Here is a 15,089-nt window from a genome sequence, read left to right as displayed (position 1 = left end):
GCCGCTTCCTCACCGCGAAAAACGGTGGTCCCTGTCGCCCGGTCTGCACCGGGGCAGCATCGGCCCGCCGCGTACACGCCACCTCCCGTCATCCGGCAGGTCGGCCAGCGTTTCCCCCGACATCCGTCGGACCTCTACGGGTGCCTGCATGCAGGCCCCACCCGTAGTACCGGAACACGCCATGTACCGCCATCCCGAATCCTCGCCCTCCTCCCCTGCTCGCCCTGCCCCCGCATCGCCATCGTGGGCGCCGGCCTGGGCGGCCTGACCCTGGCCCGTGTGCTGCACCTCCACGGCATCGCCGCCACCGTGTACGAGGGCGAGGCATCGCCCACCGCCCGGGCGCAGGGCGGCCTGCTGGACATCCACGAATACAACGGCCAGCCGGCCCTGAAGGCCGCGGGGCTGCACGATGCCTTCCTGGCCCTGGCGCTGCCCGGGGAGGACGCCAAGCGAGTGGTGGACCGGCACGGCACCGTGCTGCTGGACAAGCCCGGCACCGGCGGCATGGCCCGGCCCGAGGTGGATCGGGGTGCGTTGCGGCAGCTGCTGATCGGCTCCCTGCCCACGCAGGCCATCCGCTGGGGCCGCAAGCTGGTGGAGGTGCGCCGCGATGGCGTGGGGCGGCAGGTGCTGCGCTTCGCCGACGGCTCCACCGACACGGCGGATCTGCTGGTGGGCGCGGACGGTGCCTGGTCCCGCGTGCGGCCGCTGGTCTCCACCGCCGTGCCCCGCTATGCCGGCACCTGCTTCATCGAGACCCGGCTCTTCGACGGCCCCGGCCGGTACCCGGCCAGCACCCAGGCCATCGGCACCGGCACGCTGATGGCGGTGGAGCCCGGGCGGGCCATCCTGGCGCATCACCATGCCGATGGAACGCTGCACACGTATATCGCGCTCAACAAGCCCGAGGCCTGGATCGAGACGCTGGATTTCCGCCAGCCGGACGCGGCCCTGGCCCGGCTGGCCGAGGCCTTCGAAGGCTGGGCGGCGCCGCTGCGTGCGCTGGTCAGCGCCAGCGATACGCCGCCGGTGGTTCGGCCCATCCATGCCTTGCCGATCGCCCATCGGTGGGAGCGCACGCCGGGTGTCACGCTGGTGGGGGATGCCGCGCACCTGATGTCGCCCTTCGCGGGTGAAGGCGCCAACCTGGCGCTGCTCGACGGTGCCGAGCTGGCCCATGCGCTGCGGGAGCATCCGGGGGATGTCGAGGCGGCGCTGGCCGTGTACGAGCGGGCGCTGTTTGCGCGCAGCGCGGGTTTCGCGGAGCAGTCGGCGCAGAACCATCGGCGCTTCTTCGGGCCCGATGCGCCGGGCAGCGTGGTGGCCTTGTTCGCGCCTGCTGCCCTGCCCGGCTGAACCACGGTTTCAGTACCGCACTCGCGGTATTCCGTCACCGGCGCCGCTCTGTGAACATGCCCTGCCGCTGAGTGCGGCCAAGACATCAACCTCCGGGCCTATTCCATGAACATACGTTTGATCCTGGCAAGTCTCACGGTGGCGGCAGTAAGCGCATGCGGCGGCTCCGGCAACTCCACGCAGGTCACCGCGCCGGGCCTGACCGCGGACACCGTCACCGGCGATGTGAGCATCGTCCTGAGCTTTCCGGTGGGCACCGCGCCCACCGCGCAAAGCGCGATCCAGCTGGTGGCGCAGGCCAGCGCGCCGCCGCCCTCCTACATCTCGGCCAAGACCCAGTCGGTCAGCATCGTGCTGACCCGGGTGAACGGCGTCGCTCCGGCCACGCCGGTGGGGGTGACGGTGGATGTCAAGGCCGGCAGCGCCTGCGTGCTCAACGGCGCCAACCTGGACTGCACCGTCACGCTGGCGGCGCCGGTGGGCAACGACGAATTCGACGTCAACACCTGGCCCAGCACCGGCGCCACCGGCAATATGCCGATCTCGTCGGGCACCGGCACGGCCACCGTCGCCGTCAATACCAAGGCCTCGCTCGATGTCACGCTGCTGCCGCGGGTCAACACCTTCGCGGTCGACATCAGCCCCGGGCCGGGCGTGCAGCCCATCGCCACCGCCGGTGTGTTCACCGCGCGCATCCGGGCCAAGGATTCGGCGGGCGACATCATCACCGGCGCCACGCCGTACCACGACGCCATCGTGGTGACCGACAAGGACATCCTCACCGGCCACATCACCGCCAGCCCCTCGCTGCCCGCCACCTTCGCCTCGCCGGCCACCGACACACTGAGCTTCACCTACGACGGCGCGGGCACGGCGGCCAGCTATGGCTTCGATGTGAAGAGCGGTTTCTCGCAGACCGTCTACCTCACCCTGGCGGGCAATGTGGAGCACCTCTATGTGTCGCAGCGTTCGGCCAACCGCATCGATGTGTTCGACATCCAGGACGACGGCAGCCTCACCGGGCCTTCGCGCAGCATCGTCGGCGCCAGCACCGGGCTGGACTATCCGGCCTCGATCGCGGTGGATTCGCTGGGGCAGCTGTATGTCGCCAACCGGCGCAGCCTGGCCATCTTCGCGCCGGGCGCGGGCGGCAACGCCACGCCGCTGCAGACCAGCACCGGAGGGGACAGCAACTATCCGGTGTACATCTCCGACAAGGCCGGGATGATCGTGAATTTCGTGGCGGACAGTTCCGGCTCCACGCAGGGCTCCTACACGGTCAGCATCAACTACCCGGCGGGTGTGCAGTTCGCCACCGACCCCAACCTGCCGCCGGGCGGCATCCCGCCCTTCAAGGTGGGCTCGACGAGGGCGGTGGCGTCTTACTCCAACGGCACCAACGGCTATGTCTGCGCGACTTCTAACGACACGGCCGATCCCAACCAGAGCCGGGTGCGCTGTTTCACCCAGCCGATCTCCTGGGCCACCGGCCTGGGCGGCCTGTCGACGGACTATCCCAACATCCAGATCTTCAACGGCTCGGCCAACTTCACCTGGCAATGCTGCCGGCTGGACGCCTCCGACCTGAAGTTCATGCCCAACGGCGCGCTGATCGTGAGTTCCTATGCCAAGTACCAGAAGGCAGCGGCGCTGGAAACCTACTCGGTGGGGCAGGACCAGGTCCTCACCTCGATCCAGGGCCCGAGCACCGGCATCGATTCGCCCGGCACCATCGCGGTGGACAGCAAGGGCAGGCTCTATGTCTTCAACTACGGCCTGTCCGGCGGCAGCGGCGCGGTGCTGCAGTTCGCCGGGGACGCCACCGGCGACCAGCGGCCGCTGCACAGCATCGGCGGCTTCAACAACCTGGGCGGCATCGCCGTCGGCAAGTAGGCCGCACCAGGCTCAGCCCAGCTGCCGGCACACCGCCGCGGTGATGTCGGTGCAGCTGGCCGTGCCGCCCAGGTCGCGCGGGATGGCCAGGCCCTCGCGCAGCACGGTCTCCACCGCCTGCTCCACCCGGTCGGCGGCACTGCTCAGGCGGGCATCGCCGTGGCGGTCGCCCAGCCAGCGCAGCATCAGGGCGCCGGAGAGGATGGTGGCCATGGGGCTGGCCACGTTCTGGCCGGCGATGTCGGGCGCCGAGCCGTGCGCGCCCTGGAACAGGCCGTGGTGTTCGCCCAGTTCGGCCGAGGCCGACAGGCCCATGCCGCCGATGGTGGCGGCGCCCAGGTCCGAGATGATGTCGCCGAACATGTTCTCGGCCACGATCACGTCGTAGAAGTCGGGCCGCTTGACCATGTGCACGGTGATCGCGTCGGCATAGGCGTAGTCGATCTCCACGTCCGGATAGCCGGCGGCCACCTCGGTGCAGACCTGGCGGAAAAAGGCGTAGCTGCGCAGGATGTTGGCCTTGTCGCAGCAGGTCACCCGGCGTTTGCCGTCGCGTGGGGCGCCCTGGCGTTTTCTCGATAGCTCGAAGGAGAACTTCGCCACCCGCTCCACGCCCTTGCGGGTGACCACGATGGTGTCGGTCGCCATTTCGTCGCGCAGCACGATGCCGCCGCCGCGGCTGGCGTAGAGGCCCTCGGTGTTCTCGCGCACGATCACGTAATCGATCTGGCCGGCCTTCCAGTGGCGCAGCGGGGACTCGGCGCCGGCATAGAGGCGAATGGGCCGCACGTTGGCGAACAGGTCGAGCTTGAAGCGCAGCTGCAGGTGCAGGTCGTTGCCGACCTCGGTGCCGTCCGGATAGGTGATGCCCGGCAGCCCGGCCGCGCCGTGCAGGATGGCGTCGGCCTGCCGGCAGGCGGCGAAGGTGTCCTCCGGCAGCACATGGCCGGTGCGGGCGTAGTGGCCGGCGCCGCCCTCGTGGTGGGCGAAGGCCAGCAGGCTTTCGCCGCAGGCGGCCTGCAGCACTTGCACCGCCGAGCGGCATACCTCCGGGCCTATGCCGTCGCCGTCGATGCTGACGATGTCGTACCTGCTTTTCTGACTGCTCATGCGCCGGGTCTCCTGGTGTTATTGGCGACGAGGCTATCACCGGGGGCTGGCGGTACGCATCGGAGAAACTTCCGCGTTGTGCGATGTATTTGTACGATCTATTATCCTGCCGCCGGTGGCCGCGCAACTGGGGGTGGCCCCGGTGCACTTCGCCATGATCGTCATCTACAACCTGACACTCTGAGCACCTGGCTGCCGCATGTGCCGGGTTTCATCCGCTGAAGCCGCGCGCATCGCCTTCCCGATACCTCCCCCCAAAAAATACCTCACCGGAACTTCCAACGCATGGACCGCCACCCTTCCGCCATCGATGCCGCAGCGCCCTTGGGCATGCCGGCCGAATTCCACAACGTCATCGACGGCCAACTGGTGCCCGCCCGGGGCGGCGCCACCGTCGAGGTGATCGACCCGTCCACCGGCCAGGCCATCACCCGCATCCCGCGCAGCGACGCGGCCGACATCGACGATGCGGTGAAGGCAGCGCACCGCGCCTTGAAAGGCCCCTTCGGCAAACTCACCGCCACCGAGCGCGGCCGGCTGCTGAGCCGGCTGTCGTCCGCCATCCTGGCCCACCAGGACGAGCTGTCCGAACTGGAATGCCGCGACACCGGCAAACCCATGGTGCAGGCCCGGGCCGACATCGCCGCCTGTGCGCGCTACTTCGAGTACTACGGCGGCGCGGCGGACAAGCTGCACGGCGAGACCATCCCCTATGCCGCCGGCACCACCGTGATGGCCATCCGGGTGCCGCACGGCGTCACCGGCCACATCATTCCCTGGAACTATCCGGCGCAGATCTACGGCCGCTCGGTGGCCGCGGCGCTCGGCGCCGGCAACTGCTGCGTGGTCAAGCCGGCCGAGGATGCCTGCCTGACCCCGCTGCGCATCTCGGCCCTGGCGCTGGAAGTGGGCATGCCGGCCGGCGCGATCAACGTGGTGTGCGGCCTGGGCAGCGAGGCCGGCGCGGCGCTGTCGGCCCATCCGGGCATCGCCCACATCTCCTTCACCGGCTCGACCCAGACCGGCGCCTCGGTCGCCGAGGCCGCCGCGCGCCGCCATGTGCCGGTGACGCTGGAGCTGGGCGGCAAGTCGCCGCAGATCGTGTTCGCCGATGCGGACATGGAGCAGGCCCTGCCCACCATCGTCAACGCCATCATCCAGAGTGCCGGCCAGACCTGCACCGCCGGCAGCCGGGTGCTGATCGAACGCCCGGCCTACGACGCGGTGGTCCAGCAGCTGTCCGAGCGCTTCCAGGCCCTGGTGGTCGGCCGCGGGCACGACAACCGCGACCTCGGCCCGGTGATCAACCGCCGGCAGCAGCAGAAGGTGCGCGGCATGGTCGATGCGGCGGTGGCCGACGGCATCCGGATCGCCGGCCAGGGCCGGCTGGCCGACGACGCGCCGGCCGAGGGCTGCTTCGTGCTGCCCACCCTGTTGGCCGACGTGGACCCGGCGCACGCCATCGCCCGCGACGAGATCTTCGGCCCGGTGCTGGTGGCCATCCCCTTCGACACCGAGGAAGAGGCCGCCGACATCGCCAACGGCACCGACTACGGCCTGACCGCCGGCGTCTGGACCCGCGACGGCGCCCGGCAGTTCCGCATGGCCCATGCGATCGAGGCCGGCCAGGTGTTCATCAACAACTACGGCGCGGGCGGCGGCATCGAGCTGCCTTTCGGCGGCATGAAGCATTCCGGCTACGGCCGCGAGAAGGCCTTCGAGGGGCTGCGCGGTTTCACCACCATCAAGACCATCGCCATCAAGCACGGCTGAGCGTTTTCACACGCCCATTCAGCAGCCGTCCGCATTCGGCGACACCCGTTGACCGGCACCATCATCAAGCCCAGCGTCGGCCTGTCGCGGCGCCGACCTGCTCCACGCGGCCGCCGGCGGCAATCGGCTGCGCCTTCGACCTGGGTGTGCCGCTGACGCGGGGCCGCTGGTCGCCCATCGTGGTCAGCGTGGAGTTCGACGGCATCGACCGACCGGCCAGTCTCCACGCCGCTAACAGGCATCGATCACCGCCGTGATCGCCCGGCTGCAGTCCTCCCGCGTCAGGCTGCCGCCCAGGCAGATGCGCAGGCCTTCCGGGGGCTGCCGGTCGGTGCAGAAGGCGTTGCCGGCCACGGCGGCCACGCCCAGGTCGCGCAGCCGGGCGGCGACATCGCTGGCGGTGCTCACGCCATCATCGCGCTCCTGCAGGGGCAGCCAGGCGTGGAAGCCGTTGGGCTGGGTGCGCACGCCGTGGCCGGCCAGCCTCTTCGTCAGCAGGGTGCTGCGCCAGCGGCATTCGTCGCGGATGGCGTCGAGCACTTCCGCGGCCAGCCCGTCCTCCAGCCATTGCGATACCAGCAGGTTGATCAGCGGCGAGGCCATGACGGTGGTGGCCCGCATGGCGCCGGCCACCCGCTGGCAGGCCTGCACGCTGGGCGCCAGCACATGGGCGGTGCGCACGCCGGCGCCCAGCCATTTCGACATGCCGCTGACGTAGTAGGTCAGCTCGGGCGCGAAATCGGCCAGCGTGGGCGGGACGGCGGCCGGCAGCATGCCGTAGGCGTCATCCTCGATGATGGGCATGCTGTAGCGCAGGGCGATGTCGGCGATCTGTTCGCGCCGCGCGATGGGCAGGGTGGCGGTGGTCGGGTTGTGCAGGTTGGGGCACAGGTAGAGGGCCGCCACGGGGGTGCTCTTGCAGGCGGCTTCGAACTCGTCGGGGATGAGGCCGTCCTCGTCCATGCCCAGGGGATGGAGCTGGATGCCCAGCTGCGCGGCAATGGCCTTCAGGCCGGGATACACCATCGACTCCACGCACAGGCTCTGCCCCGGCTTGACCAGCATGGAGACCAGGCCGAGCAGCACGCTGTGGATGCCCGGCGCCACCAGCATGCGCTCGGCCGCCGCATGCGGCACCCACTGGGCGAGCCACTGGGCGCCCAGCTCGCGGTCGCGCGGGGTGCCGCCGAAGTCCTGGTAGCGCATCAGGTCGTGCATGGCGGCCTTGGCGACGACCTCGGCCACCGAGTCCTTCATCTTCTGCATGGCCGGATGGCCGTCGATCTCCGGCGGCATGTTCATGGTCATCTCCGCGCCGGTGCCGGCGCGCAGCGGCAGGCCGATGAAGGAGCCGCGCACATAGGAGCCCATGCCGGGCCGCGAGGCGATCAGCCCCCGCTCGCGCGCCTCGGAGAAACCGCGCACCACCGTCGTGTAGTTGAGCTGCAGGGTGACGGCCAGGTCGCGCAGCGGCGGCAGCCGTTCGCGCGGCGCCAGGCGGCCCTGCCGCAGGTCCTCCGCGATGAGGTCCGGGATCAGTTGGTACGCCGGCAGCGAGCTGCTCTTGAGACGCGCAGTCCAGTGGTTGAAGGGCATGTGTTCAGTGTGCCTGTTGCATGGCCGCATTGCATCCCTGTGCAGGGCCGGGCGGCGGTCCATAGCAGTGCGCCGGCGCACTTGATGGAGTGCATTGATTGGATCGGGCTTTCGGCCGCTTTGGTGCATGGGCCGGGACGCTGCTGGCGATCAAGTGGCCGGCATACCCGGCCGCTTCATTCTTTGATCGGGCATTGATCGCAGGGCCGCGCAGGCCGGTGGCATGTCCCTCGCAATGGAGATGCGGTCCGGCACCGGCGCCGGCCCACCCTTTTCAACCCAACGAGGAACGTTATGCCCAAGGTCACCCAACCCGCCCACCAGAAAGGCGATTTCCTGGTCGACTACGAAGAGAAGGTCTTCGAGGACGTGCAGGCCGATCCCGGCGAGAAAGCCCTGGTGACCTTCCACACCGTGGCCTTCGAAGGCTCGATCGGACTGGTCAACCTGCTGCAGGCCACCCGCCTGCAACGCAAGGGCTTCGAGACCTCGGTGCTGCTCTACGGCCCGGGCGTGACGCTGGGCGTGCAGCGCGGTTTCCCCAAGCTGGGCGACGAGGCCTTTCCCGGCCACCAGAACTTCAACAACCAGATCACCAAGTTCATGGCCGAGGGCGGCAAGGTCTACGCCTGCCGCTTCGCGCTGCAGGCGCTGTACGGCCATGGCGAGGGCAGCCTGATCCCGGGCATCAAGCCGATCGCACCGCAGGACGTGCTGGACATCGTGCTGCTGCACCGGAAATCGAACGCCTTCATCCTGGACACCTGGACCCTGTAAGGCGCGGACGAAAAAATGGCTGACACGAACAGGACCGTACGCGCCGCCGCGGCGCAGATCGCCCCCGACCTGGACAGCGCGGACGGCACCCTGGCCAAGGTGCTGGAGACCCTGCGCGACGCCGCCCGCCAGGGCGTCGAGCTGATCGTCTTTCCCGAGACCTTCCTGCCGTACTACCCGTACTTCTCCTTCGTTCAGCCACCGGCGCTCCAGGGCCAGGACCACCTCCTGCTGATGGAGCGCGCCCCCACCGTGCCCGGCCCGGTCACCGACGCGGTGGCCTCGGCCGCCCGCGAACACGGCATGGTGGTGGTGCTGGGCGTGAACGAGCGCGACCACGGCAGCCTCTACAACACCCAGATCGTGTTCGATGCGGACGGCCGGCTGGTGCACAAGCGCCGCAAGATCACGCCCACCTACCACGAGCGCATGGTCTGGGGCCAGGGCGACGGCTCCGGCCTGCAGGCGGTGGACACCCGGGCCGGCCGCGTCGGCGCGCTGGCCTGCTGGGAGCACTACAACCCGCTGGCCCGCTACGCGCTGATGGCCGACCACGAGGAGATCCACTGCGCCCAGTTCCCCGGCTCGCTGGTGGGCCAGATCTTCGCGGACCAGATGGGCGTGACCATCCGCCATCACGCGCTGGAATCCGGTTGTTTCGTGGTCAACGCCACCGGCTGGCTGCACGACGAGCAGATCAAGGGCATCACGCCCGACGAGAAGCTGCAGGGCGCCCTGCGCGGCGGCTGCCATTCGGCCATCGTTTCGCCCGAGGGCAAATACCTGGCCGGCCCGCTGACCGAGGGCGAAGGCCTGGTGGTGGCCGACCTGGAGATGAGGCTGATCGCCAAACGCAAACGGATGATGGATTCGGTCGGCCATTACGCCCGGCCGGAGCTGCTCAGCCTGGCGATCCGCCGCGAACCCAACCGCACGACCGTGCCGCTGCCGGGCGCGGCGCCGGCCATCGATTCCCCCGCCGCCCAGGAGCCGACATGAACGCATCCATCGAACTCTCCCCCGAGGTGCATGGCCAGGCCGCGCGCCAGCTGATGACGGAGCTGCAGTCGCACGGGCTGCGGATGGTGGACCCCGATGCCGGGGCCGCCAGTCGGCGCGGCGGCGCGGGCCCTTCGGACCACAAGGCGGTGACGGTGGACGGCATCACGCTGATGGTGCCCATCCACACCCAGCCGGCCTTTCGCTCGCCCTTCGTGGCGGATGCGCCGGGCGCGGACGGCCGCAGCGTGCTGCGCCGGGGCAGCATTCCCATCGCCAGCATCGCCTTTCCGCGGCAGCCGCGTTTCTATGGCCTGAGCACGGCCGAGGGCGTGCCCTATTCACACATCGCCACCCTGCACGGCTCGGACGTGCTGGCCACCACGGTGCTGCAGACCTGCATCCGCTACGAGAGCCGGCGCAAGGCCTGCAAGTTCTGCGCGATCGGCCAGTCGCTGGCGGCCGGCCGCACCATCGAACGCAAGACACCGCAGCAGCTGGCCGAGGTGGCCAGGGCGGCGGTCGAACTCGACGGCGTGAAGCACATGGTGATGACCACCGGCACGCCGCCCACCCGCGACCGCGGCGCCGCCATCCTGGCCGAGAGCGCCCAGGCCATACGCGCCGCGGTGGACCTGCCGCTGCAGGCCCAGTGCGAGCCGCCGGACACCGATGCCTGGTTCCGGCGCATGAAGGACGCGGGCGTGGACACGCTGGGCATGCACCTGGAAGTGATCGGCGAGGCGCTGCGCCAGCGCATCCTGCCCGGCAAGGCCGAGGTGCCGATGAGCCGCTACTGGGATGCCTTCGGCGCTGCGGTGGAGGTCTTCGGCCGCGGCCAGGTCAGCACCTATCTGCTGGCCGGGCTGGGCGATGCGCCGGAGCTGATCCTGTCGACCAGCCAGCGCCTGCTGGACATGGGTGTCTACCCCTTCGTCGTGCCCTTCGTGCCGATCAGCGGGACGCCGCTGGAGGACCAGCCGGCCCCCAGTGCCGACTTCATGCGCGGCGTGCTGGAGCCGCTGGGCCGCATGTCGGCGGCGGCCGGCATCCGCGCCACCGACATCAAGGCGGGCTGCGGCAAGTGCGCCGCCTGCTCCACGTTGTCGCGCTACGAGACGCCGCTGGCGGCCTAGGCGGGAGCACGCATGTCCATCGGCACTCCCACGCTACAGGCGCCGGCCGCATCGCCGGTCTTCTGCGAGCTGCCGCAAGGCTTCAGCTCGCCCGAGTTCCGCATCCAGTGGGCCAGCGGCGCCTGGATGCGCCAGCAGGCGCTGGCCCTGCGCCGCCAGGTCTTCTGCCTGGAGCAGGGCCTGTTCGGGCATGACGACTTCGATGCGATCGATGCAGGGGACCCGAGCTGCCGCCTGCTGGTGGCGCTGTCGTCCTGGGGTGGGCAGCCGGACGAGGTGATAGGCACCGTGCGTATCCACGAGCCCGAGCCGGGCCTGTGGTGGGGCTCGCGGCTGGCGGTGCGGCGCGACTGGCGACGCCATGGCCAGCTGGGCAGCGCGCTGATCCGGCTGGCCGTCAGCAGCGCACATGCCCTGGGCTGTCGCGAGTTCCTGGCCCATGTGCAGGCGCAAAACGTGGTGCTGTTCCGGCGCCTGCGCTGGTCGGTGCTGGACGAGAAGGTCATCCACGACCGCATGCATGCCCTGATGCGCGCCGACCTGGCCAGCTACCCGCCCTGCGAGACGCCTTACGAGGGTTTCGTGCTGGCGCAGAAAGGCCCCCATGGCTGAGCTGGACCGCATCGTCGCCGGGCTGCGCGCCAGCCGCGGCTTCGCCCACAAACGCGACATAGCCGCGGTGATGGGCCATCTGGCCGGCACGCCCGCCGCACACGGCGGCACCGCCAACGGCGACGACTGCGCGGTGCTGCCGGACCCTTCGGGCGCGGGCCACCTGCTGTTCGCCATCGAAGGGCTGGTGCGCGATTTCGTCGAGGCCATGCCCTGGTTCGCCGGCTACAGCGCGGTGATGGTCAACCTGAGCGACATCGCGGCCATGGGCGGCCGTGCGGTCGCGGTGGTCGATGCGCTGTGGAGCGATGGCGAAGCCATGGCGGTGGAGCTGCTGGCCGGCATGCGCGCCGCCGCCGAGCGCTACGGCGTGCCGCTGGTGGGCGGGCATTCCAATCTGCGGGCGGATTCCGCGCAGCTGGCGGTGTCGGTGCTGGGCCGGGCCACCAAACTCATCCAGAGCTTCACCGCGCGGCCGGGCGATGTGCTGCTGATGGCGGTGGACCTGCGCGGCGCCTGGCACGACCCCTATCCCTTCTGGGACGCCTCCACCTCCGCCCCGGCCGAACGCCTGCGCGCCGACATGGAGCTGCTGCCCCGGCTGGCCGAGGACGGCCTGGTGGACGCGGGCAAGGACATCAGCATGGCCGGCCTGCCGGGCACGCTGCTGATGCTGATCGAGTGCTCGCGGGTGGGCGCGGTGGTCGAGCTGGACCGCATTCCGCGCCCGCAGGATCTGCCCGAAGGCGATGCCGCCCTGCTGCGCTGGCTGGCCGCCTTCCCGAGCTTCGGCTATCTGCTGAGCGTGCGGCCGGCCCATGCCGGGGAGGTCGCCGCGCGTTTCCTCGATGCCGGCATCGCCTGTGCCGCCATCGGCGAAATCACCGAGGGCAGCCGCCTGGTGCTGCGCGATGGCGCAGCGCAGGCCACGCTGTGGGACCACGCCGAAGAACCCTTCATCACCGCCGGAGCCTGCCATGCGTGACCGCCTGACCATCGGCCTGCTGACGCATTCGGTGTTGCCGCGCGGCGGCGTGGTGCACACGCTGGAACTGGCCGGCGCGCTGGCGCGGCGCGGCCATGCAGTGACGGTAGTGGCGCCGGCCGACCCGGGCCAGTCCCTGTTCCGCCAGCCCGGCGGCCCGGGCGCACCGGTGCGGGTGGCCCTGCTGCCGACCGGCGCCATCCAGGGCCCGCTGGTGGAGCAGGTGCGCCAGCGCATCGCCGCCATCCGCCTCGGCCTGCCAGAGGTGCTGGCCAGCGCGGATTTCGATCTGCTGCATGTGCACGACAGCCTGGGCGGCAATGCCCTGGCCGACCTGGCCGACGAGGGCCATGCGCTGCCGCCCTGGGTGCGCACCATCCACCACCTGGACCAGTTCAGCGAGCCGCAGCTCGATATCTGGCAGGCGCGCGCCTGGCAGTCCGCGGACGCCATCGGCTGCGTCAGCGACACCTGGTGCGGCCAGCTGCGCGAGGCGCATGGCCGCACGCCGCAGCGCCTCTACAACGGTGTCGATCTGAGGCGTTTCCACACAGCCGGCGTGCCGGGCGATGCGGCGGCGCTGCGCGCTTTGGGCCTGCGCCCCGGCTTCGTCTGCCTGGCCGTCGGCGGCGTGGAGCATCGCAAGAACAGCCTGCGCCTGCTGCAGGCCTTCGCCCGGCTGCGCGCCACCGATCGCGCCTGGGCCGCAGCCCAATTGGTGATGGCCGGCGGCGCCAGCCTGCTGGACCACAGCGCATCGCAGCGCGGCTGGGCCGACACCCTGCAGGGCCTGGGCTGGACCGAAGGCCCCGACCAGCCGGTCTGGCGCACCGGTCCCCTGCCCGATGCCCTGCTGCCCGCCCTGATGCGCCGCGCCCGTGTGCTGGCCATGCCTTCGCTGGTGGAGGGTTTCGGCCTGGTGGCGCTGGAGGCCCTGGCCTGCGGCACACCGGCGCTGGTGTCGCGCCGGGCGCCCTTCACCGAACACCTGGCGGGCGAGCCGCTGGTCGCCTGGTGCGATCCGGAAGACATCGCCTCCATCGCCGCCGGCCTGCAGGCCGCCGCGCTGCTGCCGCGCGGCAAGACCACGCCGGCCGTCTGCCTGGCGCATGGCTGGGACGCCAGCGCCGAGCGGCACGAGAGCTGGTACCGGTCGGCGCTAGTGCGGGCCGCGCGCCCGCTGGCCGAACACTGATCCCGAAGATTGAGAGAGAGAACCCATGCCCGCCATGCACTACACCGTCCGCTGGCCCGACGCCACGCAGAGCACCTGCTATTCGCCCTCGCTGGTGATCCAGGACTTCTTCCAGCCGGGCCAGGACTATCCCCTGGACGACTTCCTGCGCCGCGTGCGCGAGGCCACCGCCATCGCGAGCGACCGGGTACGCGCCAAGTTCGGCTTCGCCTGCTCGATGGCGGCCGACCAGCTGGTCGAGATCGAAACCCGCGCACGGGATTTCAGCGAAACGCCCGGCGCGCAGGTGCATGTCGTCGCCTTCGACACCGGCACCGCCTGAGCCCGGCATTCCATCCAAGGAGTTTTCCCATGAGCCCATCCAGCATCCCTCAATACAGCGTCGTCATCGTCGGCGGCGGCCAGGCCGGCCTGTCGGTCAGCCATTTCCTGCGCCAGCAGGGCCTGGACCATGCGGTCTTCGAGAAACACAGCGCCATGCACAGCTGGCGCAGCCAGCGCTGGGACAACTTCTGCCTGGTCACCCCCAACTGGCAATGCGCCCTGCCCGGCCATCCCTATGCCGGCGACGATCCGCACGGCTTCATGAAGAAGGAGCAGATCGCCGACTACCTCGACGGCTTCCGCGCCCGGGTCGCGCCGCCCCTGCACGAAGGCGTGGCGGTGCAGGGCATCCGCCAGGAAGGCGGGCTGTTCCGCATCCGCAGCAGCGAGGGCGAATGCCTGGCCGAGCAGGTGGTGGTGGCCTCCGGCGGCTACCACCTGCCCATCGTCCCGCGCCTGGCCGAGCGCCTGCCCGCGTCGGTGGCGCAGATCCACTCGGCCGACTACCGCAATGCCGCGCAGCTGCCGCCGGGCAAGGTGCTGGTGGTGGGCTCGGGCCAGAGCGGCTCGCAGATCGCCGAGGACCTGCACCTGGCCGGCCGCGAGGTGGTGCTGGCCGTGGGCGACGCGCCGCGCTGCGCCCGCTTCTACCGCGGCCGGGACGTGGTCGACTGGCTGGCCGACATGGGCTACTACCGCATGCCGGTGGACCAGCATCCGCTGCGCGAAGGCGTGCGCGACAACACCAACCACTACGTCACCGGCCGCGACGGCGGACGCGACATCGACCTGCGCCGCTTCGCCCTCGAAGGCATGCAGCTCTACGGCCAGCTCGAAGCGCTGGAGGGCGACACCCTGCGTTTCCGGCCCTCGCTGGCCGCCGCGCTGGACAGCGCCGACCGCACCTACAACGGCATCAACGCGGCCATCGACAAGTACATCGCCGAGCAGGGCATCCAGGCCGGCGAGGCCTCCGTCTACCAGCCGGTGTGGTCGCCCGAGGGCGAGCGGGAGACGCTGTCGCTGGCCGATTCCGGCATCACGTCGGTGATCTGGTGCATAGGCTTCGCGCCGGATTTCCGCTGGCTGGACGCACCGGTCTTCAACGGCCAGGGCCATCCGGTGCACCGGCGCGGCGTGACCCAGGTGCCGGGGCTGTTCTTCATCGGCCTGCCCTGGCTGCACACCTGGGGTTCGGGACGCTTCTCCGGCGTGGCCGACGACGCGGCCTTCATCGCCAGCCAGATCGCGCAGCACCGGATGGCCCTGCAGCGGGAGCTGGCCTCGGTGCGGGAAGCCGAAGCCTCGCCGGCCTGAGGACCACCGCCGC

At 70.4% G+C, this 15,089-nt stretch carries 13 protein-coding genes; 11 read left to right on the top strand and 2 right to left on the bottom strand.

The annotated features are described in order from the left end of the window. Positions 1-243: 243 nt before the first annotated feature. Together GT347_RS25005 and GT347_RS25000 are read left to right on the top strand one after the other, a co-directional pair. Positions 244-1,359 (top strand): FAD-dependent oxidoreductase, encoded by a 1,116-nt coding sequence (locus GT347_RS25005; RefSeq protein WP_229722495.1) that lies wholly within the window; start codon positions 244-246, stop codon positions 1,357-1,359. Positions 1,360-1,464: 105 nt separating this feature from the next. Beyond that, positions 1,465-3,252, top strand: a complete 1,788-nt coding sequence (locus tag GT347_RS25000) for an NHL repeat-containing protein (RefSeq protein ID WP_160554768.1) — start codon at positions 1,465-1,467, stop codon at positions 3,250-3,252. 12 nt (positions 3,253-3,264) lie between these two features. Here GT347_RS25000 and GT347_RS24995 read toward each other — a convergent pair whose 3' ends face one another. Continuing rightward, positions 3,265-4,362: an isocitrate/isopropylmalate dehydrogenase family protein gene (locus GT347_RS24995; protein WP_160554767.1), complete on the bottom strand. Its 1,098-nt coding sequence runs from the start codon at positions 4,360-4,362 to the stop codon at positions 3,265-3,267. A 330-nt stretch (positions 4,363-4,692) separates the two neighbouring features. Between GT347_RS24995 and GT347_RS24990 the strand changes: the two genes are divergently transcribed. After that, on the top strand, positions 4,693-6,135 hold the full coding sequence (locus tag GT347_RS24990) for an aldehyde dehydrogenase family protein (protein ID WP_160555511.1): 1,443 nt from the start codon (positions 4,693-4,695) through the stop codon (positions 6,133-6,135). Positions 6,136-6,366: 231 nt separating this feature from the next. Here the strand turns inward: GT347_RS24990 and GT347_RS24985 are convergent, their stop codons facing one another. Next, positions 6,367-7,731 (bottom strand): aminotransferase-like domain-containing protein, encoded by a 1,365-nt coding sequence (locus GT347_RS24985; RefSeq protein WP_160554766.1) that lies wholly within the window; start codon positions 7,729-7,731, stop codon positions 6,367-6,369. Between the two features lie 294 nt (positions 7,732-8,025). Between GT347_RS24985 and GT347_RS24980 the strand changes: the two genes are divergently transcribed. Genes GT347_RS24980 through GT347_RS24945 form a run of 8 tightly spaced genes read left to right on the top strand, consistent with a single transcriptional unit; the run spans position 8,026 to position 15,076 of the window. Next, complete coding sequence (locus GT347_RS24980; RefSeq protein ID WP_160554765.1) at positions 8,026-8,508, top strand: MSMEG_0572/Sll0783 family nitrogen starvation response protein; 483 nt, start codon at positions 8,026-8,028, stop codon at positions 8,506-8,508. A gap of 15 nt (positions 8,509-8,523) precedes the next feature. Beyond that, positions 8,524-9,507, top strand: a complete 984-nt coding sequence (locus GT347_RS24975) for a Nit6803 family nitrilase (protein WP_160554764.1) — start codon at positions 8,524-8,526, stop codon at positions 9,505-9,507. Beyond that, complete coding sequence (locus tag GT347_RS24970; RefSeq protein ID WP_229722494.1) at positions 9,504-10,643, top strand: MSMEG_0568 family radical SAM protein; 1,140 nt, start codon at positions 9,504-9,506, stop codon at positions 10,641-10,643. Before GT347_RS24975 ends, GT347_RS24970 begins: the two co-directional genes overlap by 4 nt. A gap of 12 nt (positions 10,644-10,655) precedes the next feature. After that, on the top strand, positions 10,656-11,255 hold the full coding sequence (locus GT347_RS24965; protein ID WP_160554763.1) for an MSMEG_0567/Sll0786 family nitrogen starvation N-acetyltransferase: 600 nt from the start codon (positions 10,656-10,658) through the stop codon (positions 11,253-11,255). Next, positions 11,248-12,240 carry a sll0787 family AIR synthase-like protein gene (locus GT347_RS24960; RefSeq protein WP_160554762.1) on the top strand — a complete coding sequence of 331 codons (993 nt, stop codon included), beginning with the start codon at positions 11,248-11,250 and terminating at the stop codon, positions 12,238-12,240. Before GT347_RS24965 ends, GT347_RS24960 begins: the two co-directional genes overlap by 8 nt. After that, on the top strand, positions 12,233-13,435 hold the full coding sequence (locus GT347_RS24955; RefSeq protein WP_160554761.1) for an MSMEG_0565 family glycosyltransferase: 1,203 nt from the start codon (positions 12,233-12,235) through the stop codon (positions 13,433-13,435). Before GT347_RS24960 ends, GT347_RS24955 begins: the two co-directional genes overlap by 8 nt. Before the next feature lie 25 nt (positions 13,436-13,460). After that, complete coding sequence (locus GT347_RS24950; protein WP_160554760.1) at positions 13,461-13,757, top strand: MSMEG_0570 family nitrogen starvation response protein; 297 nt, start codon at positions 13,461-13,463, stop codon at positions 13,755-13,757. Positions 13,758-13,786: 29 nt separating this feature from the next. After that, on the top strand, positions 13,787-15,076 hold the full coding sequence (locus tag GT347_RS24945; protein WP_160554759.1) for an MSMEG_0569 family flavin-dependent oxidoreductase: 1,290 nt from the start codon (positions 13,787-13,789) through the stop codon (positions 15,074-15,076). Positions 15,077-15,089 lie beyond the last annotated feature (13 nt).

Source organism: Xylophilus rhododendri (assembly GCF_009906855.1).
Lineage (GTDB): Bacteria > Pseudomonadota > Gammaproteobacteria > Burkholderiales > Burkholderiaceae_C > Xylophilus > Xylophilus rhododendri.
This window is presented reverse-complemented; position numbering and strand designations above follow the sequence as displayed.

Coding starts and splice junctions, on each gene's coding strand:
- GT347_RS25000 (WP_160554768.1), top strand. CDS start 1,465: ATGAACATACGTTTGATCCTGGCAAGTCTCACGGTGGCGGCAGTAAGC.
- GT347_RS24975 (WP_160554764.1), top strand. CDS start 8,524: ATGGCTGACACGAACAGGACCGTACGCGCCGCCGCGGCGCAGATCGCC.
- GT347_RS24970 (WP_229722494.1), top strand. CDS start 9,504: ATGAACGCATCCATCGAACTCTCCCCCGAGGTGCATGGCCAGGCCGCG.
- GT347_RS24980 (WP_160554765.1), top strand. CDS start 8,026: ATGCCCAAGGTCACCCAACCCGCCCACCAGAAAGGCGATTTCCTGGTC.
- GT347_RS24955 (WP_160554761.1), top strand. CDS start 12,233: ATGCGTGACCGCCTGACCATCGGCCTGCTGACGCATTCGGTGTTGCCG.
- GT347_RS24985 (WP_160554766.1), bottom strand. CDS start 7,731: ATGCCCTTCAACCACTGGACTGCGCGTCTCAAGAGCAGCTCGCTGCCG.
- GT347_RS24950 (WP_160554760.1), top strand. CDS start 13,461: ATGCCCGCCATGCACTACACCGTCCGCTGGCCCGACGCCACGCAGAGC.
- GT347_RS24995 (WP_160554767.1), bottom strand. CDS start 4,362: ATGAGCAGTCAGAAAAGCAGGTACGACATCGTCAGCATCGACGGCGAC.
- GT347_RS24990 (WP_160555511.1), top strand. CDS start 4,693: ATGCCGGCCGAATTCCACAACGTCATCGACGGCCAACTGGTGCCCGCC.
- GT347_RS24965 (WP_160554763.1), top strand. CDS start 10,656: ATGTCCATCGGCACTCCCACGCTACAGGCGCCGGCCGCATCGCCGGTC.
- GT347_RS24945 (WP_160554759.1), top strand. CDS start 13,787: ATGAGCCCATCCAGCATCCCTCAATACAGCGTCGTCATCGTCGGCGGC.
- GT347_RS24960 (WP_160554762.1), top strand. CDS start 11,248: ATGGCTGAGCTGGACCGCATCGTCGCCGGGCTGCGCGCCAGCCGCGGC.